The sequence below is a fragment of the Brevefilum fermentans genome, from assembly GCF_900184705.1.
Taxonomy (GTDB): domain Bacteria; phylum Chloroflexota; class Anaerolineae; order Anaerolineales; family Anaerolineaceae; genus Brevifilum; species Brevifilum fermentans.
On record NZ_LT859958.1, the window covers coordinates 757278 to 778446 of the forward strand.

General features: G+C 49.0%; 16 protein-coding genes and 2 tRNA genes. 4 read left to right on the top strand and 14 right to left on the bottom strand.

Translation table 11 applies throughout. From position 1 onward, the window contains the following. Positions 1 to 2: 2 nt before the first annotated feature. The 5 genes from CFX1CAM_RS03420 to CFX1CAM_RS03440 all read right to left on the bottom strand — a co-directional run bounded on the left by CFX1CAM_RS03420 (position 3) and on the right by CFX1CAM_RS03440 (position 4278). Complete coding sequence (locus CFX1CAM_RS03420; protein ID WP_087861666.1) at positions 3 to 293, bottom strand: BMC domain-containing protein; 291 nt, start codon at positions 291 to 293, stop codon at positions 3 to 5. Between the two features lie 122 nt (positions 294 to 415). Further along, complete coding sequence (locus CFX1CAM_RS03425) at positions 416 to 1423, bottom strand: ABC transporter ATP-binding protein (RefSeq protein ID WP_087861667.1); 1008 nt, start codon at positions 1421 to 1423, stop codon at positions 416 to 418. 6 nt (positions 1424 to 1429) lie between these two features. Further along, a complete protein-coding gene (locus CFX1CAM_RS03430; RefSeq protein ID WP_087861668.1) occupies positions 1430 to 2233 on the bottom strand; it encodes an ABC transporter permease in 804 nt (267 codons plus the stop codon). Then, positions 2234 to 3094 carry an ABC transporter permease gene (locus CFX1CAM_RS03435; RefSeq protein ID WP_087861669.1) on the bottom strand — a complete coding sequence of 287 codons (861 nt, stop codon included), beginning with the start codon at positions 3092 to 3094 and terminating at the stop codon, positions 2234 to 2236. Positions 3095 to 3177: 83 nt separating this feature from the next. Continuing rightward, positions 3178 to 4278, bottom strand: coding sequence for an ABC transporter substrate-binding protein (locus CFX1CAM_RS03440; RefSeq protein WP_087861670.1), 1101 nt, complete (start codon positions 4276 to 4278; stop codon positions 3178 to 3180). An 817-nt stretch (positions 4279 to 5095) separates the two neighbouring features. On the opposite strand from CFX1CAM_RS03440, the gene CFX1CAM_RS03450 reads away from it, so the two are divergent. After that, positions 5096 to 5181, top strand: a tRNA-Ser gene (locus tag CFX1CAM_RS03450). A gap of 665 nt (positions 5182 to 5846) precedes the next feature. Here CFX1CAM_RS03450 and CFX1CAM_RS03455 read toward each other — a convergent pair. The 5 genes from CFX1CAM_RS03455 to CFX1CAM_RS03480 form a co-directional block, all read right to left on the bottom strand. Then, positions 5847 to 6410: a hypothetical protein gene (locus CFX1CAM_RS03455; protein WP_087861672.1), complete on the bottom strand. Its 564-nt coding sequence runs from the start codon at positions 6408 to 6410 to the stop codon at positions 5847 to 5849. 618 nt (positions 6411 to 7028) lie between these two features. Next, on the bottom strand, positions 7029 to 8858 hold the full coding sequence (locus CFX1CAM_RS03465; RefSeq protein WP_197687166.1) for an ABC transporter ATP-binding protein: 1830 nt from the start codon (positions 8856 to 8858) through the stop codon (positions 7029 to 7031). Between the two features lie 56 nt (positions 8859 to 8914). Beyond that, positions 8915 to 11149, bottom strand: a complete 2235-nt coding sequence (locus tag CFX1CAM_RS03470; RefSeq protein WP_087861675.1) for an ABC transporter ATP-binding protein — start codon at positions 11147 to 11149, stop codon at positions 8915 to 8917. Positions 11150 to 11201: 52 nt separating this feature from the next. Then, complete coding sequence (locus tag CFX1CAM_RS03475; RefSeq protein ID WP_087861676.1) at positions 11202 to 11696, bottom strand: MarR family winged helix-turn-helix transcriptional regulator; 495 nt, start codon at positions 11694 to 11696, stop codon at positions 11202 to 11204. A 170-nt stretch (positions 11697 to 11866) separates the two neighbouring features. Then, positions 11867 to 13036: an IS256 family transposase gene (locus CFX1CAM_RS03480; protein WP_087861677.1), complete on the bottom strand. Its 1170-nt coding sequence runs from the start codon at positions 13034 to 13036 to the stop codon at positions 11867 to 11869. 162 nt (positions 13037 to 13198) lie between these two features. Between CFX1CAM_RS03480 and CFX1CAM_RS03485 the strand changes: the two genes are divergently transcribed. Beyond that, positions 13199 to 14125 carry an endonuclease NucS domain-containing protein gene (locus CFX1CAM_RS03485; RefSeq protein ID WP_087861678.1) on the top strand — a complete coding sequence of 309 codons (927 nt, stop codon included), beginning with the start codon at positions 13199 to 13201 and terminating at the stop codon, positions 14123 to 14125. A gap of 338 nt (positions 14126 to 14463) precedes the next feature. Here the strand turns inward: CFX1CAM_RS03485 and CFX1CAM_RS03495 are convergent. Both CFX1CAM_RS03495 and CFX1CAM_RS03500 read right to left on the bottom strand, forming a co-directional pair. Further along, positions 14464 to 14535, bottom strand: a tRNA-Lys gene (locus tag CFX1CAM_RS03495). Positions 14536 to 14604: 69 nt separating this feature from the next. Then, a complete protein-coding gene (locus CFX1CAM_RS03500) occupies positions 14605 to 15195 on the bottom strand; it encodes a hypothetical protein (RefSeq protein ID WP_087861680.1) in 591 nt (196 codons plus the stop codon). Positions 15196 to 15395: 200 nt separating this feature from the next. Between CFX1CAM_RS03500 and CFX1CAM_RS03505 the strand changes: the two genes are divergently transcribed. Beyond that, entirely contained in the window at positions 15396 to 17276 is a 1881-nt protein-coding gene (locus CFX1CAM_RS03505) for a S9 family peptidase (protein WP_087861681.1), read from the top strand. A 165-nt stretch (positions 17277 to 17441) separates the two neighbouring features. Here CFX1CAM_RS03505 and CFX1CAM_RS03510 read toward each other — a convergent pair whose 3' ends face one another. Then, positions 17442 to 18374: a cation diffusion facilitator family transporter gene (locus tag CFX1CAM_RS03510; RefSeq protein WP_087861682.1), complete on the bottom strand. Its 933-nt coding sequence runs from the start codon at positions 18372 to 18374 to the stop codon at positions 17442 to 17444. A 119-nt stretch (positions 18375 to 18493) separates the two neighbouring features. Then, positions 18494 to 19468, bottom strand: a complete 975-nt coding sequence (locus CFX1CAM_RS03515) for a 2-hydroxyacid dehydrogenase (protein WP_087861683.1) — start codon at positions 19466 to 19468, stop codon at positions 18494 to 18496. Between the two features lie 207 nt (positions 19469 to 19675). On the opposite strand from CFX1CAM_RS03515, the gene CFX1CAM_RS03520 reads away from it, so the two are divergent. Beyond that, complete coding sequence (locus CFX1CAM_RS03520) at positions 19676 to 21103, top strand: thioredoxin domain-containing protein (RefSeq protein ID WP_087861684.1); 1428 nt, start codon at positions 19676 to 19678, stop codon at positions 21101 to 21103. Positions 21104 to 21169 lie beyond the last annotated feature (66 nt).

Sequence of the window (21169 nt, forward strand, 5' to 3'; positions counted from 1 at the left end):
TCCTATTCAGGTTGAGTTGGAAGGATGAACTCGATGTTGTTGTGAGGGCGAGGGATGACATGGACACTGACCAGCTCACCGACCCTTTTCGCTGCGGCAGCTCCAGCATCGGTTGCAGCTTTCACTGCACCGACATCGCCCCGCACCATCACTGTTACATAACCACCACCGATGGTTTCTTTGCCAATCAGGGTGACATTGGCTGCTTTGACCATTGCATCGGCTGCTTCAATAGCGCCGACCAGCCCTTTAGTTTCTACCATCCCTAATGCAATAAATTGAACATCTGTCATGACAGGCTCCTCATGTCAAAAATTATTTTTGTATCTCAACCATTGATTAAAAGACAGGCTTGCTGTCATTCTATCAATGGTTGATCATCATAAATCTGGGGAACTTCAAAAAGTCCCCAGTTTTACAGCTCGATAACGCCGTCCTTCCTGACGGAGAGGTAAACCGTTTCTCCTTCTTTATAAGGTATACCGCTTTCGTAGACCACGTCAGCATTGAGGTTTACTTCGCCGCATTGAATATTGTACCGGATGATATTCCCATGCGAGATGCTGTTGGTGATAACGCCTTTAAGGTGGTACTTGTCTTCATCAACAGTGGGTTGATAACTGATCTGCACGATCTCTGGTCGAATCGCAACATCCTGGCAGGTGAAGATTTCACCGGTGGCTTTGGCTAAGTCAGCGGCAGGCAAGATTCTGTAATTACCGATAAAAGTAGCCGCAAATTTTGTACGCGGATTGGCATAAAGTTCGATGGCTGAACCGCTCTGCTCGATGAAGCCCTCGTTGAACAGGTGAATCATGTCCGAAAGAACCATCGCTTCGTCCTGGTCGTGGGTTACAAAGATGGTGGTAATGTTGAGTTCTTTTTGAATGCGGCGAATTTCGATCTGCAAGTTGCGGCGCAACAAAGCATCGATCGCAGATAACGGCTCATCTAAAAGCAGGACTTTTGGTTCGGTGACGATCGCACGTGCCAGGGCAACCCGTTGTTGTTGTCCACCCGAAAGCTGGTTGGGGTACTGGGTGATTTTTTCCTTCAGCCCAACCATCTCGAGGATTTCTTCCACTTTTTCTTGGATTTCTTGTTTTGGGATTTTGTTTTGCTTGAGCCCATAGGCAACATTGTTGAAGACGTTTAGATTTGGAAACAGCGAATACTGTTGAAAAACCATCCCGATTCCACGTGTCCTGGCACTGACATCGGTGATATCGTTGCCATCCAAATAAATCCTTCCTGACGTGACTGTTTCCAAACCCGCCAGGCAGCGCAAGAGCGTACTTTTTCCACAACCGGAAGGTCCCAGCAGGGTGACCAGCTGTCCTTTCTCAACCTCCAGATTGATATCCTTTAAAACGTGGTTGTTTCCAAAAAACTTATTGACATTTTCAAAAACGATGTAAGACATGGATTATCATCTCCCTTTCTCTTCGATCTTCTGGCGCTCATCTCTGCTCTGAACATAAAGAAATAGAGCCGTGATCAGGAATGTGGTCAGCATAATAATAACAAAAACAGCCGAAGCCTCGGTGCTGGAACGTTTCATGGCGAGGAAAAGGAATATCTGAACGTTCTGGAAAGCACTGCCCGTAATGTTGCGAATAAGGACGTAATCTCCAAAGATAATTCCTACTGCCAGCAGCGATGAAACGGTGATTCCTGAGATGATGTTAGGAATAATCACACGAATAAACGCCTCCAATTTGCTGGAGCCTAACATCTCTGCCGCCTCGATCAGCATGGGCATATTGACCGCGTGCATGCTGTTTCGGATCCCCTGGTAAATATATGGCAGGATGATGATGCAATAAGCACCGATCAGCATCACCTTGCGATCGCCTAAAAACCCTGCCATGCCTTGATAAAGCGAAAGAATACTGACCGAAAGAATCACACCCTGAATGGTATAAGGGATCATACACAGGATTTGAACATATTTTTCATATTGAGGGAAGTGGATTGTGACTACAAACAATGCTAAAAGCACCACCACCACAGTGATCACGATCGGAATAATGCAAACCAGTATCGTCCGTCCCAATGACAGCATAAAAGGCCTGTTAGAGAGCAGGTCGGTATAGTGTTTAAGGGTAAAGCCTTCCGGAAGGATGCCGGTCCATTTTTTGAAGGCGGAATAGGTTGCTGTAGCTAATAACGGGGTCAGTAAATAAATAATAATCAGGATGATAAGGGCAGTGACCCAAAATTGTTTTTTCATTTAACGCCACCTCCAAGTTGAAGTCCGACGGGTGATGAAATTGTTGATTAATATCGCACCTAACATAAAAATCATCATCACCACTGATAAGGCTGCGCCCAGATGAGGACGCGTGGTCATATCACCGGTGAACATGCCTGTGATATTGATTGAAAGCAGCGAGTAGTTGTTCATCAGAAGTGCGTACGCGGTGGCGTAAGCTGCAATCGCATTGGCAAAAAGGACGCTGATGGTTCCAAAAATGCTGGGCAACAGGACAGGAATGCCAACTTTGAACCAAAAAGTAAGGCTATTTCCATTAAGCAGCAAGTTGGCTTCTTTCCATTCTTGGCGGATGCCATAGAACGCCGGTACCATCAACAGGGTTGCCAGTGGAACCTGAAAATACACGTACATCATGTTGAGCCCAAAGCTTGTGTAAAGATCAAAATTGGCTAAGGCTGTGATGCCATAGGTCTTTCCGACCTGAATGAGGACACCGGAATTGCCTAAAATGATCATATATGCAAAAGCCAAAGGAACGCCGGCAAAGTTAGACGTCATATTGAGGATTGTAATAAATACGTTTTTAATTTTGCCGGTTGAATTGTGAATAGCCTGAGCGCCAATAAACCCAATGAGAATTCCAAACAAAGCTGAAATCGCTGTGACTTTAAGGCTATTGAGAATTGCTCTTTGATAAGCGGGGCGTGTGAATGCCGCGATGTAGTTTTCAAAAGAAAAAAGAACGCTTTTATCGACTTCTGATCTGAAGCTGCTGAGAATCATCATGATCAACGGAAGAACTTCATACAGAAATGCGATCAACAAGAATGGTAGAAGAGCCAGGAAATTCAGTTTCACGTTGGTCTTTTTTTTCATAGAATCTCCAGTCTTTGAAAAGAGGGGCGTATAAGAATTAATACGCCCCTATCGTTTATGTTTTCATACACCGATCAAAGCAATTACTTGCTCATCAGGGGGATGATTTCCTCTTCCCAACGCACTGAGATCTGGGCACAAACCTCTGAGTATTTTGCTGCGTCGGTGATCGGAATTGAATTCTGATACTCGGACTGTTGAATCGTCGCGTCCTGAATCGCCTGTGGGATCTTAATATCGGTCCGGGTTGGAACTGCGCCTGCTTTTGCCAGGTTGATCTGCCCGTCATCACTGAAGATGAATTCGCGAGCCAAAGCGGCTGCAAAGGGGTGCGGTGCAAAAGCGTTGATCACTGAGGCATAACCGCTGAGGATGGAGCCATCCTGAGGTACCGAGATCGAGAACTTGTAGTTCGGTGTTTCGTCGCGATAGGTCAGGGCATTGTAGCTCCAGGTTACGCCAAGTTGAACTTCACCCGCCTGGATCCGTTGCAAGAGGATATCGCCCTGGTCGATTCGGCCTGCTTTTGCCATTTCTGCCCAGAATTCAAACGCGGGGTCAAGGTTATCCATGTCACCGCCGAAAGCAAAAGCGGTTGCAAGCACGTTAGCCTGACCCGTGGCGCCGCCGATGACGTCACCGATGGTGAGTTTGTAAGTGCCCTTGCGAACATCAGCCCAGGAAGTCGGGTAGGGTTCGTCGGTAACATCTTCATTGAAGATGAACGTGGTCACACCGGTATAGGCAATCATCCATTTGCCATCTTCGGCTTTTGCCCAATCGGGAACCGTTTCCCAGTAGCTGGTCTTGTAACCCTGAACGATGCCTCTTTCAATGGCTTCTGCGGTAAACCCGAGTCCGATATCGCCAATGTCTTTGGTGGGGGAATCCTTCTCGTTTTCGAACATGTTGAGTTCTTCAGCCGAGCTCATATCGGTATCTGCGTGCGTGATGCCATATTTCTTTGTCAAACCTTCCCAGGTGTCACCCCAATTAGCCCAAGAATCCGGCATACCAACGGATTCAACGTGCCCTTCTTCCTGTGCTTTTTTGATGATTTCTTCGAGGGTGTAATCATTCAGGTTGACGGCTTCTTTTTTGCCTTTTGCCGGCCCACAACTTGCCAGGAGCACAGAAATTATGGTCATCAGCATAACGATACTAATTAATTGGTGTTTCTTCATCTCAATCCTTTCGTAATCATTGGAGTCGTTAATAACGACACCTTCTCATGGTTGCTTTTCCTGGTTTTATGCTTCAAAAATAAATCTTCAATTTTTAGCCAAGAAAAATTCGGTTGTTGACACGGTTTCGCGAAAACTTCACAGCAACTGGCTTGAAATAAAAAGAGAAATAACGTTCGCAATCGTGGAAAAACTGTTGATTTTTGAACATTGAAATAAAAATCACCGTCACTGTTTCCATTGTTCGCTTCTAAACACAGCATTTTGTATCTGGAAATAAACCTCCTTTCTTTGTTAATCCACGCCCCGTTATTGAAAAGACATCTGCAAATTAACGGGGTAATGGTTATTAAGAAGAATTCGATGATAATTTCTTTAATGTCTGATCCCTTTCATCGTCGAAGTGATTTTTTACTTCAATACAAGCCTGATAAATGTTATGCTCAATTATAAAGGATAATTAATAATCTTTCCACTTTTTAAAAATAGAATGAGCATAAAATAATCGGTAAAAAATGGAGCATGTAAAACCTGTTGTGTATTCTAAATCTGGCTTATGCGAATGAAAAATTTGTTCTTACACATCTGCGATTGTGCAGGTCATGAAGTTCACATTCGGTTATTTATTCAGTAAGGTTAATATTATAACAGATTTTTCCAGTGAAAAAGCAACGAATTATTTAATACCCTGACCAAAATTCCAAAAAAATGAAAGAAAATACTAGATGCTTGGTTTAGCACTTAAACACATAAATTAACCACTTAACAAGCCGGTTTGTGTCTGGTATAATACTTTTCGCCTTAGAAAAGGCGGTATGGAGAGGTCGCATAGTTGGCCTAGTGCGCCCGCTTGGAAAGCGGGTATACCGCAAGGTATCGTGGGTTCGAATCCCACCCTCTCCGCTGTGAGAATAAGACCACCCACCAGATTGGGTGGTTTTTTATTAAACAAGCATATTTTCAAAGGCGGTGGGTTCGCATCCACATTCCCTACGGGAACGCTTCGCAGCCCCCTCCGCTGTGAGAATAAGACCACCCACCAGATTGGGTGGTTTTTTATTAAACAAGCATATTTTCAAAGGCGGTGGGTTCGCATCCACATTCCCTACGGGAACGCTTCGCAGCCCTCTCCGCTGTGAGAATAAGACCACCCACCAGATTGGGTGGTTTTTTATTAAACAAGCATATTTTCAAAGGCGGTGGGTTCGCATCCACATTCCCTACGGGAACGCTTCGCAGCCCCCTCCGCTGTGAGAATAAGACCACCCACCAGATTGGGTGGTTTTTTCAAACGAGCACGTTTTCAAGCGCGGTGGGTTCGCATTCACATTCCCTGCGGGAACGCTTCGCAGCCCCCTCCGCTGTAAGAATAAGACCACCCACCCGGTTGGGTGGTTTTTTTAAACGAGCACGTTTTCAAGCGCGGTGGGTTCGCACCCACATTCCCTGCGGGAACGCTTCGCAGCCCCCTCCGCTGGAATAAAAAATGCACTGTGGTTGTGTTTGGGCGTTTTGTCTTCAAGAGTATGAATGGCTTGTTTGTTGTCGTTCTTCTTTTGCAATCATTCCTATTTATTGTTAAACCGAGTCTTCCTCCGCCAGGAGAACACGGCTAAAACAACCAGCACAAGAAAGCTGGCTGCCAGAAAAACCCATTTGAACAGTGTAAATATGCCCGCCAGGCTATCAATCACGGCTGTGCGTTGAGGGTGCCTTGAGACAACAATTGATGCAGAGATATTTTCGAGAAAATCAAAGACCATGCCGGTTATTGGAAGTAAGTTGACCCTTGCCCACAAGGACCCGGATAGATTTGAAAATTTCGTCAGAAAGCTGATCGCTGTAACCAGGAAAGCGGTGTAGACCAGCGGGAAGATCAGATCAAACGTGAACCTTGCTCGGATGTAGGCAGCCCGACCATGTGCTCCATAACCTTCAGCCATGCGGTAGAGGTCGGCAGCGGTATAGAAAAGTGAAGTGTCGGGAGATCCGAGTTCGGCGCTGTAAGTTTCAGCTTTAGCCGTCTGATCGGGCAAGACTAGCGCGCTGAAGACGAGGAAGAGCGCCAGGCAGATCAACGCCAGGAGTGGGGTAGAAATTTTCATAAGCCAAAGGGAAAGTTTTGTGAGCATCGTTACCTCGTAAAAGAAATGATATGAGATGAGGTGATGAAATTTAAACTGATTGTATTGTATCAAAATCAGAGCGTTGTGAAGTTCTATTTTGTTTTGGGTTTTTTGATAAATTTTTATTTCTTTAGACCTCCGGGGTTTGATTGCGAAATTGTGAAGATTTGGCTAAAAACCCCGGAGGTCTGTGTTTGTGCGTTTTATGCATCAGACCTCCGGGGTTTGATTGCGGAATTGTGGAGATTTAAACAAAAACCCCGGAGGTCTGTGTTTGCGAGGATTTGGGGTAATTCAAATTTCCCATCAGACCTCCGGGGTTTGATTACAGAATTGTGAAGATTTGACAAAAATCCCGGAGATCTGTGTTTGTGCGTTTTTTTCTGCAGACCTCCGGGGTTTGATTGCATGAAGATTTAACAAAAACCCCGGAGGTCTTTGTTAGCTTGTTTTTTCTTCAGACCTCCCTTCAGACCTCCGTGGTTTGATTATGGAGTTGTGGAGATTTAAACAAAAACCCCGGAGGTCTTTGTTTGCGAGGATTGGGGTTAATTCAAATTTTCCCTTCAGACCTCTGGGGATTGATTGGGACAAAAACCCCTGAGGTCTGTGTTTGCGGGCGGGTTATACCGGTTGCAATGCAAACTGGCTGTAGTAAAGCTCAGCGTAAAAGCCATTCTGATCGAGGAGGTCTTGATGGCTGCCCTGCTCAACAATGTCACCGTCGCGCATGACCAGGATCAAATCCGCGTCACGGATGGTCGAAAGCCGATGGGCGATGATAAAGCTGGTGCGACCCTTCATCAACCGATCCATGGCTTGCTGGATCAGGACTTCGGTGCGGGTATCCACCGAGCTGGTCGCTTCATCGAGGATCAGCATGGGCGGGTCACCCACAACGGCGCGAGCAATGGTTAACAGCTGCTTTTGTCCGGCAGAAATATTGGAAGCATCTTCGTTGAGGACCATATCGTAGCCGCCGGGCATGGTGCGGATGAAGTGATCGACATGGGCTGTTGTGGCAGCTTGAATGATCTGATCCGGATTGGCTCCGCCTTCACAGCCGTAACAGATGTTTTCGGCAATCGAGGCATTGAACAACCAGGTGTCTTGCAAGACCATCGCAAAGAGTTTGCGCAAATCGGCACGAGTGAAGTCCTGGATGTTATGCCCGTCAATCAGGATGGCGCCGTCGTCAACATCGTAGAAGCGCATGAGCAATTTGACCAATGTTGTCTTTCCAGCACCGGTTGGACCAACGATGGCAATCTTTTGTCCTGGTTCGGCGATAAAAGAGAAGTCTTTAATGATGATTTCGTCAGGGTTATAGCCAAACCGAACATTGCGAAATTCTACCCGACCTTCAATGTGATCAAGCTGAACCGGGTTCTCGGTTTCCGGAACTTCTTCAGGCTCGTTGAGAAATTCAAACACGCGCTCTGCTGCAGCCGCTGTTTGCTGCAGGATATTTGAAATATTGGCGATTTGCATCAGTGGCTCGTTGAAGGAACGCACATACTGGATGAAGGCTTGGATATCACCCACGGAAATGGACTTTCGAATTACCAGGTAACCGCCCAGAATGCTGACCGCGACATAGCTGAAGTTACTGATCAGCCGCATGGTTGGCATCATCAGGTGAGAGAGAAATTGCGAAGTCCACGCCGAACTGTACAGGGTGGTATTCAAACGGTTGAAAGTGTTTACTGATTCTGCTTCGGCGTTAAATGCTTTTATGACAATATGACCGCCAAACATTTCTTCCACATGCCCATTGACGTGACCCAGATATTCCTGTTGCTGTACAAAGTATTTTTGCGATTTTTTTACAATCAGGCGGATCACCACCATCGAAAGCGGAACGGAAACCAGGGCAATCAGCGTCATCGTCCAGCTAATTGAGAGCATCATGATCAGGATGCCGATGACGCTGGTGGAGGAAGTGATGATCTGTGAGAGGCTCTGGTTAAGGGTTTGGCTGACGGTATCGACGTCATTGGTGACCCGAGAGAGCACCTCACCCTGGCTGACCCTGTCAAAATATTGCAGTGGCAGGCGGTTGATCTTGGCGGCGATGTCCTGTCGGAAGCGATAGGTGATATCCATTGAAATGCCAGCGTTGACATAGCCCTGCAGAAAGTTCAAAAAGGCGGAGATGACATACAGCAGGGCAACCCGCGTCAGGATGGAACCGACCGCGGTAAAGTCGATCCCATTGCCGGTTCCAGAGATTTTCGCGGCAACGCCTTCGAAAATTTGGGTGGTTGCTCGCCCCAAAATCTTTGGCCCAAGAATCGCAAAGACCGTTGAGCCTGCCGAGAGGGACAAAACGAACAAGATCAACAGGTTGTATTTGCCAAGATACTTCAACAGACGCTTGAAAGTGCCTTTGAAATCACGGGCTTTCTCGCCGGGCATCATCGCCATGGGCCCGCCGCGGCGTCCCATTCGCATGGGGGGCTGGGTATCCGTTTTTTTGATTTGCTGGTTGTTATTGTGATGTTGGTTGCTCATGCCAGCTCCTCCATGCTCAGTTGCGATGTGGCAATTTCTTGATAGGTTTGGCAGGTTTGCATCAGTTCACTATGGGTTCCTTTGCCTACAATTTTGCCCTGATCCATGACGATGATCTGATCTGCTCCTTTTACGGTGGCGACCCGCTGGGTGACCATCAATACGGTGCTTTTTCCCGTTTCCTCTTTTAAGGCATGCCGCAAGGCAGTATCCGTCTTGAAGTCGAGGGCTGAGAAGCTATCATCAAAGATGAAGATGGGCGGTTGTTTGACCAGTGCCCGGGCGATGCTCAGGCGCTGTTTCTGTCCGCCGGAGACATTCGCACCTCCCTGCGAAATTTCCGCTTGCAAGCCTTCCGGGTTGGCAAACACAAATTCAGAAGCCTGGGCAATCTCGATGCTTTGGCGCAGCGTTTCTTCTGTGGCTTCCTGGTCAGCAAAACGCAGGTTGGATTCCACGGTTCCGGTGAAAAGGATGCCGCGTTGAGGGATGTAACCGATTTTGTCGCGCAGGTCGCTCTGGTAAACGTCACGCACGTCAACCCCATCGACCAACACCGCCCCCTGGGTGACATCAAAAAAGCGCGGGATCAGGTTGATGACCGTGGATTTGCCACTGCCCGTCGATCCAATAATTGCAGTGGTTTCACCGGGCTGAGCCGTGAAGGTGATCCCATGCAAGACGCACTCCTCGGCATCGGGATAACGGAAGTAAACATCTTTGAATTCAACCTTTCCTGTAAAGGGCTGCGGGAAGGATGCAGGGTTTTGCGGGTCTTTGATCACATTTTCGGTTTCCAACACTTCGGCGATACGGTCTCCCGACACGGCAGCGCGCGGCAGGAAGATGAACAACATGGAAAGCATCATAAAAGCCCACATGATCTGCATGCTGTATTGTAGAAAAGCCATCATATCGCCGACCTGGAGGGTGGATTGTGCAATTTGGTGGGCGCCGATCCAGATAATCAATATTTGCAACCCGCTCATCACCAGCGTGTTCAACGGCATCATGGTGGTCATAATTCGATGGATGAAAAGCCCCACCCGGGTGAGTTCGCGGTTGGCGCCATCAAACCGTTTTTCTTCAAAGGACTGCTTGTTAAAGGCTCGAATGACCATCATGCCGGTCAGGTTTTCGCGGGTGACCAGGTTGAGTCGATCAATCAATTGTTGAATGATTTTGAATTTTGGCGTGGCAATGAAGAATGTGATGTTGACGATCAGCAGAAGCATGCCAACTGCCAGAGCGATAATCCACCACATGTTGGGGCTTTTGTCTATGGCTCGAATCACGCCGCCGATGCCCAAAATTGGCGCAAAAAAGGCCATGCGTATGACCATAAAGGTGACCTGCTGGATTTGTGTCACATCATTGGTTGCGCGGGTGATCAGCGAAGCGGTGGAAAAATTATTGAACTCCTGGCTTGAAAAGGATTCCACCCTGGTGAACACGTCTTTGCGAATATCGCGAGCGACGCCCGCTGAGGTACGCGCCGCCAGGAAACTGACCGATACGCTGGTGATCCCCGCCAATAGAGAAACCAGGATCATCATCCCGCCAGTGCGCAGGATGTAACGGGTCTGGATACGCCCCAGGTTGACGCCCATTTGCTCGTATTCGTGCTCGATGGCTGTGGCTGCAACTTGATGGACAAGGGTGTCAGGCATGTTTGCGAATTGATCTCTGACCTGATCGATCATCTGTTCGCGCTGCTCTGGCGTTGCCATGCCAATAATTGTGTAAAGGTCCATACCGGGTGGGATTTTGGATGGGTCAAAAGGAAGGCTCCCCATCATGTTTGCTGCGTTTTCAGGGTTTTCCTGCATTTGCTGGATCATGGCGGTGACGATCATGCCGCGTGCCATGATGGGTTCGATTTGACCCCGCTCCTGCTTCGATAGCTCTGCCAGCACATAGATTGGCTCGGTTGCCAGAACAGGATATTCTGCCAGCAGGGTGGTATCCTGCGTGGGATCCAGCTGCTGATAGGCTGAATTAATGACAGCTTGCTCCTCAGAAGATAAAAAGAGAGAGATTTTCTCGAACCGTTCGCTGCGCAGAGCCTGCGGGAAGGCATCTTTAATGCCTTTTTGTTGGATGCCGACATTCACAATCTTAGAAAGGTAATCTGGCAGAGCCAGGTCAGCGTTGCCCATGATAAACAGTAAGACAATGGCGGCAAGAACGTTATAAATATAAGGTTTGATGTATTTAATCAATTTGAGCATAGGTTGAATGATCCTCGAATGCGGTTGCTTGTTGGCTCATCATGAAAGACCGCTAACCGGTCTTTGTTTTCCCGATGGCGGGTTGAGTGTTGTGATGATGAAGCCCATCTTTTAGATTTTGTGAATATTTATTCAGCCTTGATAGCGCCGGTAAAATGCTTTCTTTATCCTGCTCGGTAATCAGAACAGCCAGATCATCCAGCCAGGCATGCCTGGCTCGCATGGCTTCCTGCACGGTTTGAGCGCCTTTTTCGGTCAATGCAATCATTTTCACCCGGCGGTCTTCAGGGTCTTCGGTGCGCTGGATCAGCCCTGATTCTTCCAGAGGGGCTAAAAGCTGACTGACGGCAGCCATGGTGACGCCGAGATGGTCTGCCAGGTCGCTGACGGGGCTGGCGCCATGATGATACAACCTGAACAGCGAATTGGTTTGCGAAAGCGAGAGGGAGCTCTGCCGGTTATGGCGGATGAAGGCATGCATTGAACGATGCATTGATTCTTCAACCCATTCTCGCAGGGCGGTCAGAAAAAGATCCTGATCAGACATGGTTTACCTCGCTTAATAGTTAAACGGGGTTAACTATATATCCTTGCGCTGAGATTGTCAAGGTGGGTTTTTTAAACGTGCAGAGGAGTCGATAAGTGGAATACGATGTTTTTTAGGAAGATTATGCAACCTTTTTTCTGTAAATTCGAGCCAGAAATACCCATTGGACTTTAACAAACGAATGACCTGGCAGCGCAATAACGTTTGCCGATTTGCCAATCCTCGCTAATCTCCATCAATCGAGCTGAGATTAGTCTCAAACAAGAAGCTTCGTTTGGAAATACACCTACAACCCTGGTTCTTCTACGAATTTCTTTATTTATCCTTTCCAGGCTGTTCGTGGTTCTGATCGATCTTCGATGTTCAAGTGGGAAATCGAAAACAGTAAAACCTTCAGCCAGATTATGTTCCATCCAAACAGATAATCGTGGTGCAGAACGAGCATACTTTTCAATGATCACCTTGAGATACTGCTCTGCAGTCATTTTATCTGGCGCATTGAACATGGCCCGGATATCAGCTGCCACCTCTTTCCGCATCGATTGCCTTGGAACATAAGCCCCAGCATTTTGTTGAAGGTGGAATTGACATCGCTGCCACGGCACGCTGCCAAAGACCGCTCTTCGAGCTGCCCCTAAACCTGCGTGGTCATCACTGATCACCAACTTCACACCATGCATGCCTCTATCTTTCAAGCTCTTTAAAAATGCCTTCCAATGGGTTTCATGTTCGCTGAGGGATACCGAAACCCCTAAAACCTGTCTTTCTCCCTCTGGAGAGATCCCTGTGGCTACTAAAACAGCCGCATCACGCACTTGTCCGGCATCTCTGACCTTCTCGTAGCGAGCATCAGCATACAAGTATTGGATTTCTCCAAGCGGTCGTTCCCGCCATTCTTGCAAGACTTCGTCCAGCTGTTGGGCGGCTCGACTGACTTGCATGGCGGATATCTCAACACCCATCAGCTCTTCCGTGATGGCTTTGACCCTTCTGGTCGAAACCCCCTGTACGTACATCTCGGCTAAGGCAATCAGCAGGGCTCGTTCACTTCGCATACCTTTTTCAAGCGCTGAAGGATAAAAACCACCTTCTCGCACTTGTGGTATGGCAAAGGTGATATCGCCAAGCCTGGTCCTGACCGTTTTGGGTTTGTATCCATTAGCGTGGCCTTGCCGATCTTCGGTACGCTCGTATGCCTTAGCTTGCAAGTATTGCGATCGCTCTGCTTGCATCACATTATTGAGGATAACCCGGACCAGCTCAGGGATCACCTCAAGTCCATTTTGTGCCAGTTCTTCAATCATGCTTGTTGATAGGTTATAATTTTCTTGGTGAGTCATTGAGTTCTCCTTTTCAGATTTGGTGATCTATTTAGGATACTTCTGACTCACTACTTTTTTTAGGTTCTAGATTTTACAGAAAGAATGTTACACTAACAAAAATCAAACAAGGTATAATGCAGGAATTGCTGACAAGTCGAACGTGTTTGGTGTGAGGTGAAGATGAAAAGCTATTATCGGGTGGTCTTGGGCAGGCAGCATGTCTATGCTGAAAAATTTTTCAATGAAAACTCTATTGGTGTTTACTATGATATCGATCAGGATTTAACTGATCACTTGCCGGAAGATTGGCGGGCGTTCAACCGCCAGTTCATACCGGGCTTTATGAAAAAGCTGCCGGATAAAAGTAAGATTGCGGCGGGGCTTGCCTGTGGCGCCCTGTGGACACTTGCCAAAGGCATTGCAGAAGGTGATCTTGTCCTTTCACCAGATGGCACGGGTTCCTATATGGTGGGCGAGGTGGTAGGTGGTTACCGTTACCAACCTGATGACCCATCCCCACATCAACGCCCCGTTCGTTGGCTGGAAAGACGTATATCACGTACAGACATGAGTGACGAACTTAGCAAAGCTTTGATTGCGCCTGGAGCTGTTTCTAACCTTACACAATATGCTAAGGAAATTGAGTCATTAATTCAAGGGATTACTCCGACAGACATTTTCACAAATCTTCCAGAGGTAGAGAATCCTTATTTATTTGCGATGGAAAAGCATCTGGAAGATTTTCTCATTGAAAATTGGCGTAACACACCTTTTGGTAGCGATTACGATGTCTATGAGGAAGAAGGTAACCTAATTGGAAAGCAGTTTCCCACTGATACGGGTGCTATTGACATTTTTGCAGTCAGCAAAGACCAGAAAACATTGTTGGTGATTGAGCTCAAAAAAGGGCGTGCGTCAGATGCAGTTGTTGGGCAAATACTGCGCTATATGGGTTATGTGAAAGAAGAGCTAGCAGAAACTGATCAACTTGTAAAAGGGGTAATTATCGGTATTGAGGATGATATCCGCCTGCAACGTGCGCTTTCGATGGTAGAAGGTATTGAATTCTATCGCTATGAGGTGGATTTTAAGCTAAAGAAGGTGTGAGTTGAGCCAAATTGGGGAGGTTGAACGCAAAACTCAGAACCGCATTGTGCGTCTATTCCAGGAGAGCCTGGGGCACGATTACGTGGGGTATTGGTGTGATCGTGCCGATAATATCAATATCGAGGAAACCTATGTGGCATGGCAAAATAGTTGAATTACACATCATTAAGTTTTGGATGTCAGGCAATTCAAGCAAATTATTGGCCCAAACGGCGCATTTTCCTGGTTTAATTAAACCGATGGACTATCAATCATTCTTATTTTTCATGGTGTTTAAAAAGCAAAATCACCCCTGCATGTGGGGGGTGATCCTAGGGCAACCGCCATAGTTGGCGTAATGAGCGTGCAGAGACTCGAACTCTGAACCAATGGCTTAAAAGGCCACTGCTCTACCATTGAGCTACACGCCCATCTTCAAATGATTATTGTAGCACCCTCTGCCCTCTACGTCAATAAAAAACGGGCAAGGCATCCGCCATTTAGCGGGTCGTTTTCAAGCTCTCCAACAGCAAGCCGAAATTATCAAGGGTTTCGTTCTCTGCCTGCTCATAGGGGAAGTTGGTGATAAAAATAAAATAGGCGCTGTCGGTCTCGAAAAAATAAGTCGACATATGCACATTGCCATTTACAGACTTGATCAGGTGGTTGTAACGCTCCACTTTGATACGGTTCACCCGGAAGGATTCGAGACCCAAAAACAGGGCTGATCGGCTCCCATCAATGCTGAGGGGAATGTCGCTGCCCGTGAGCTCGACAAAAGCTTCTTTGCTGAAGGTCGATTTTTCTTTGATATGGGCGACGAGGGTAATGCAATTATTCTGAAATTCGACTTCCTGCGTTGGTGTGCATTTGGGGGGCACAAGGGTCACCTCCCATTGACCGGGTTTGTCCCGGTTGGGCGCGTAATCGACCAACCAGCCCGGGGGAAGGCGGAACTCGATGTTGAGAGCGGGTTCCTGGTCGATGCGGAAGACCTTCCAATCCGCTGTTTCTTTGTTGGAGTTACAACTGGTCAGGATCAGCAAGGACATCAGGCTGAAGATGAAGGTCAAAATTTTTCGACGTTGCATACGCTCCTCACTCGAATCCTTTTTAGGGGATCCATGATAATAGTATAATGATGACAGATATTTGATCAGCGTGCCAGAGCACGGATCTGACCTGGCAACACCAGTCAATTTTACCCCAATATTGTCCCCGGGCAGAAGACGAATCGGTGCACACCTGGCTTTTTGATCGGTTAAATTAATGCGAGTGAAAGGAAATCCTGATGAAGAAAGACAACAAGCGGATTTTACGAGCCTTTGGCATGTGGAAAAGTCAAATTACGCCGGATTTGATGGCTGCCTCGATTGGTTTAACCGATCCCCAATGGGACACGGATGGTCAGACGCTGGTGTGGCGCGAGGAGCGTGGAGGCAAGGGCGTGTTGATGGCACAGCCCATTGGACAGGCAGCCTACGAGCTTTCCGGCGCGTTGAATGTGCGCGGCGGTGTGGGTTACGGTGGCGGAGATTTCACCATTCGGGATGGGCTGGTCGTATTTGCTGCCAGCGATGGACGGCTTTACCGGCGCATGCTGGGTGCGGGCTTCCCCGAACCGATCACGCCCGCTTTTGGCAGCGCAGCAGCGCCTCAGCTCTCGCCCGGAAACCGTTGGGTGGCTTTCGTCCACACCTATGAAGGCGCAGACGTGCTGGCAGTGGTGGACAGCGCAGGGGTGGACTGGCCGGTCAAACTGGCTCAGGGTGCGGATTTTTACATGCAGCCCGCCTGGCATCCGGATGGCGGCGCGATTGCCTGGATTGAATGGGATCACCCCAACATGCCCTGGGATGGAACCCGGCTGATGACCGCTGTTTTGGAGAGCACTCCACCGCAGATCGAGGCAGTCCAGCACCTGGCTGGCGGCGATGATATCCCGATTTTGCAGCCAGCCTTCTCCCCAGATGGACGGTACCTGAGCTATTTTGGCAACCAGGGTGAGTGGGATCAACTGGTTCTACGAAACCTGGAAACTGGCGAATTATCGGTATTGGTCGACAATGCCAGCCTGCTAAAGCCGGCCTGGATTCAGGGGGTGGTGGTGCAGGCCTGGTCGGCACACAGTGACCGGATTTTCTTCCTGCAGACCAGGGCGGGCCTGACCGAACTTAACCAGGTGGATGTGGGCACAGGCATGATCACTGGCGTTGATTTTGAGCCGTACACCCTGTTAAGTCAGCCCAATGTTCGAACCGACGGAACGATTACCCTGGTCGCCAGCTCGCCTGCCACCTCCTTACAGGTGATCAGCAAATCTGAAGCAAACTTTCAGGTTCACCAGCGCAGCACCAGCGAGGCGATCCCACGGGCTGATTTGCCACAGCCTTATGAAATCCAATGGACCGCGACCGATGGCGCCACGGTGTACGGGATTTACTCCCCGCCCACCAGCAGCCGGTTCCAGGGAGAGGGTTTACCGCCGGTCATTGTCCATATCCATGGTGGACCGACCAGCAGTGTTATGGTGGGTTACGACCTGGAAGCGGCGTACTTTACCAATCGAGGTTACGGGTACCTGGCGGTCAATTACCGTGGCAGTACAGGGTACGGACGAACCTACCGTGAAGCGTTGAGCGGCAATTGGGGCGAGCTGGACGTGGTTGACGCAGCCGGAGCAGCCCGGGCGCTGATTGACCAGAACCTGGGTGACCCGGGTAAACTGGTGATTAAAGGAGGTAGCGCAGGAGGCTACACCGTCCTCAATACGCTGATCCGCTTCCCCGGGTTGTATAAAGCCGGAATCTGCGCTTATGGTGTGACGAACCTGTTCAACCTGGCGATGGATACGCACAAGTTTGAAGCGCGTTACACCGATTCGCTGGTCGGTCCCCTGCCAGAAGCGGCACAGAAATATCATGCCTGGTCACCCGTGTTTCACGCCGATAAGATCAAAGATCCTGTGATCATTTTCCAGGGTGGGAAGGATCAAGTGGTGCCACCCAGCCAGGCGGAGGAGATCGTGCAAGCGCTCAGGGCAAATAGAGTGCCGCATGAATATCACCTGTATCCCGACGAGGGTCATGGTTTTCGCCTGGCGGAGACCCGTCGGGCGTATTACCAGGCGATCGAGCGCTTTTTATGGCAGTACGTGGTGTTTAGCGGGTAGTGGGTAGTGGGCAACTGGTAGCTGGTAGTGGGTAGTTGGTAGTGGGTAACTAATTGTATTGATGAACCTTTAAATGACCTGAGCGCCTGATTCCTGCTCCCTGATTCCTGATTCCTGATCCCCTAATTCCTGCTGCCTGATCCCTGATTCCTGATTCCTGATCCCCTAATTCCTGCTGTCTGCTTCCTGATCGCCCATTTCTTGATCATCTTCATTCGGCTCCACATGAACGTAAGCGCGGTCGACTTCGGGCAGGCTCTCTAAAGCTTCAATGATCCGATCAGAAATATCGTGAACTTCATCTAAAGTATCGTCACCGGGCAGGTTGATGTGTATATCGACAGCCAGTTTGGGTCCGACATAATCACAGATCATATGATGGACGCTATGGTGACCATCGACGCTGAGGGCTGTGTCGATGATCTTCTGGCGCAATGCCTCATCAGGCCCGGCGCCGGTCAGGTAGGCAAAGTTTTCACGCCCGGCATCAAACGCGCCTCTGACGATCCACAGAGAAACCAGAAAGCCGGCTAACGGGTCCAGCAGCGGGTGCAGGGTACTGGAGCCGAGGATGCCGATGAAGGCTGCCAGCGATGCCAGCACATCGTTGAGGTTATCTTTGGCAGAAACGCGCAGTGCCGGGCTGTTCGATTTTTGAGCGAGATTCTTGATCACCAGGAACATAGCCGTCTTGATGGCTGCGCTGGCTAATAAAACCAGGATGGGCAGCCCGAGTTCGATTGCAGCACCCCCTGAAATGAACCTGCTGATGGATGAGCGCAACGCTTCATACCCAGCAATCCCCATCATCAGAGCCATCGCCAGCCCAACCATCGGTTCAAAACGGGCGTGGCCCTGGGGGTGTGATAAATCAGGGGGACGAAGCACCGCCTTGAGTGCAAATACCAGTGCGGCTGAGTAGATGAGATCAGAAATTGAATTTGCAGTGTCCGCATACAGGGCTGCGCTGCCGGTAAGGTAGGTAGCAACGCCTTTTCCAACGACTAAAAAAGCATTTCCAACCAGCGTCACGATTAGCGCGGTACGAAAGCTGGTTTCCTGAACGGGGTCGGGTTGATGGTCTCGTATTAATTGCATGATGGTGTTTTTTTACAGGTATCAATAATCCGAAGACAGATATTTAATCAGCAAGAATTATAAGCCATAAATTCACACAGCCAAAGTGGAGTAGTCTACTGGCGATCCTCTGGAATTGATCACCGTCCCGTTGATCGTGCAACGGCTCTGGGGAGAGGTTTGCCTTGTAAGCCAGCGATGAGGTTGTCGACTGCCAGCAGGGACATCTGGTCCCGGGTGGAGCGGGTTGCACTGCCGATGTGGGGCAGGATCAGCGCGTTGGGCAGCTTGTAGAGAGGATGCGTTGGCGGCAGGGGTTCGGGGTCGGTCACGTCCAGGGCGGCATACCCGATCTGACCGGTTTCCAGCGCCAGTACCAGCGCATCGGTGTCGATCACCGGGCCGCGGGCAGCATTGACCAGGACGGCGTGGGGTTTCATACTTTTTAACTGGTCGGCGCCAATCATCCCCGCAGTGGAAGGGGTTAATGGCACATGCAGGCTGATGATGTCAGATTCTTTGAGGAGTGTTTCTAAGGTCACCTGTGTTGCTCCGAACTCCCCTTCGCGCTCGGGATGAGCACTCAGGTCGGTGAACAGGATGCGCATCTCAAAGCCCTGTGCCCGCCGAGCGACGGCTTGCCCGATGCGTCCCATACCGATGATCCCCAGGGTGGCGCCGTGAACGGACTCGCCGAGAAGGGTGGTCAGCCCCCAGGTTTGCCAGTGACCTGAGCGGGCGTAATCGATGGCTTCACCCAGCCGACGGGCTGCTGCCAGGATCAACGCAAAGGTCAGATCAGCGGTGGCATCGGTCAGCAGATCAGGGGTATGACCGACCGGGATGCCGCGCGCCTCGGCGGCTTGCAGATCGATGTTATCCACTCCGACGGCGACCTGGCTGATAACCTTCAAGTTTTCAGCCTGGTTGATCAACCGGGCATCGATGGCATCGGTCAGAAGGCAGATCAACCCATCGGCATGGCGGGTCTTTTCCAGCAAGATTTCATAGGGCGGGGGCGTGTCCTCCGGCCAGTATTCGGGCGTGCAAAACGAGTTCAGTTTTTCTTCGGCAATGGGAGTCAGGTGGCGGGTGACGAAAACTGATAAAGACATGGCTTTTACTCCTATTTGTGCAGGTGTTGATGATCTTTATTGTACCTGCATGTTTTTCATCAGATGAAAGAAAATGAATTCAGACACTAGCAGGTTTACACGGGGCGTTTTAAGAAAAAGACCAACCCGACCGGTTTTTGCATGACCCGGGTTGATTTATTTCACAGCGATTGAAAATGGATTATAATCGCTAATTGAGGTGAGTTTATGTTTAAGAACATAAAAAATGTCCTGGTCAAGTTTTTTGTGGCCATACTGATCATTTCAGCTCCAATTATGGCATTGTCCATCCCGCCGGTTTCGGCTGTGGGAAACACGGTTAATGTTTACTTCTTTGAAGGCGAAGGTTGTCCGTATTGCGCCCGGACTCGTGAATTCTTGCTCAGCCTGTCAGAGCAAGATGAGCGCATCGTCATCCATGAATTTGAGGTCTACTTCAACCTTGAAGATCGGGAATTTTTCGTCGAATTTGCTGCTGTGCATGGTTTTGAACCGGCATACGTCCCGACAACCTTCATCGGAGACCAGTACTGGGTTGGTTTTAACGAAGCAATCCAGGGGGAAATAACACAAAAAATCCAGTACTGCCTGGTGAATGACTGTGTCGATTATGGCGTCAATATTCTGCCGCCCGACACATTTCCCGAGCAACCGCAGCCCGAACCCCCTCCAATTTTGGAAGAGCCGGAGATACAAGAGCCGGAGATACAAGCGCCTGAGATACAAGCGCCTGAGATACAAGAGCCTGAGACGCAAGAGCCGGAGCAGGAAGAATTGATGATTAATTTGCCCTTCATCGGGAAAGTCAACCTCGCAGATAAATCCCTGTTGTTGAGCACCCTGTTGATCGCCCTGGTCGATGGGTTTAACCCCTGTTCGATCTGGGTGCTTTCGTTGCTGCTGGCGATCACACTCAATAGCCGTTCGCGGAAAAAGGTGCTCATCATTGGCTTGGTGTTCATTTTTGTAACAGGCTTTGTTTATGCGCTGTTCATTAGTGGCCTGTTCACGGTGTTCACATTTGTCGGGTATACGGGTTGGATTCAATTCATTGTGGCTGTGTTCGCGTTATTCTTTGCAGTGGTGAACATCAAGGATTATTTCTGGTACAAAGAAGGCTTTTCTTTTACGATCAGCGATGAGAAAAAACCAGGTATTTACAAGGGTATACGCAAGGTTATGCGTGCTGAAGGAAATATTTGGGCGCTTATCGGCGCCACGGTGGTTTTGTCAGCAGGTGTCTCCATTGTGGAATTCTCCTGCACAGCCGGTTTCCCGGTGATCTGGACAAACTTGCTCGTGGTTCATGAAGCCACTGGGCTGGCGTTTTTGGGTTTCCTGCTGGTTTATATGTTGGTGTATCAAATGGATGAACTGGCGATCTTCCTTACCGCTGTGTTTACCCTGCGTAAGTCAAAAATGGAAGAAAAGTATGGCCGCATCCTTAAATTGCTGGGCGGGATTTTGATGTTAGCCTTGGCTATCGTGATGTTGATAGACCCAGCTTTGATGAATAATATCGGTAGCTCCTTGCTGGTGTTTGGCGTGGCGTTTGGCGTAACAGGGTTGATCTTGCTGATTCACCAGGTGCTCCTGCCAAAAATCAAACAGCGGACCCTTCAATCTGGAAAATAATCACCGGCTCGGCTCAAACCAGAAGAATTAAAAACACCCCCTTTTCTCCTGGATGGAAAATTCACC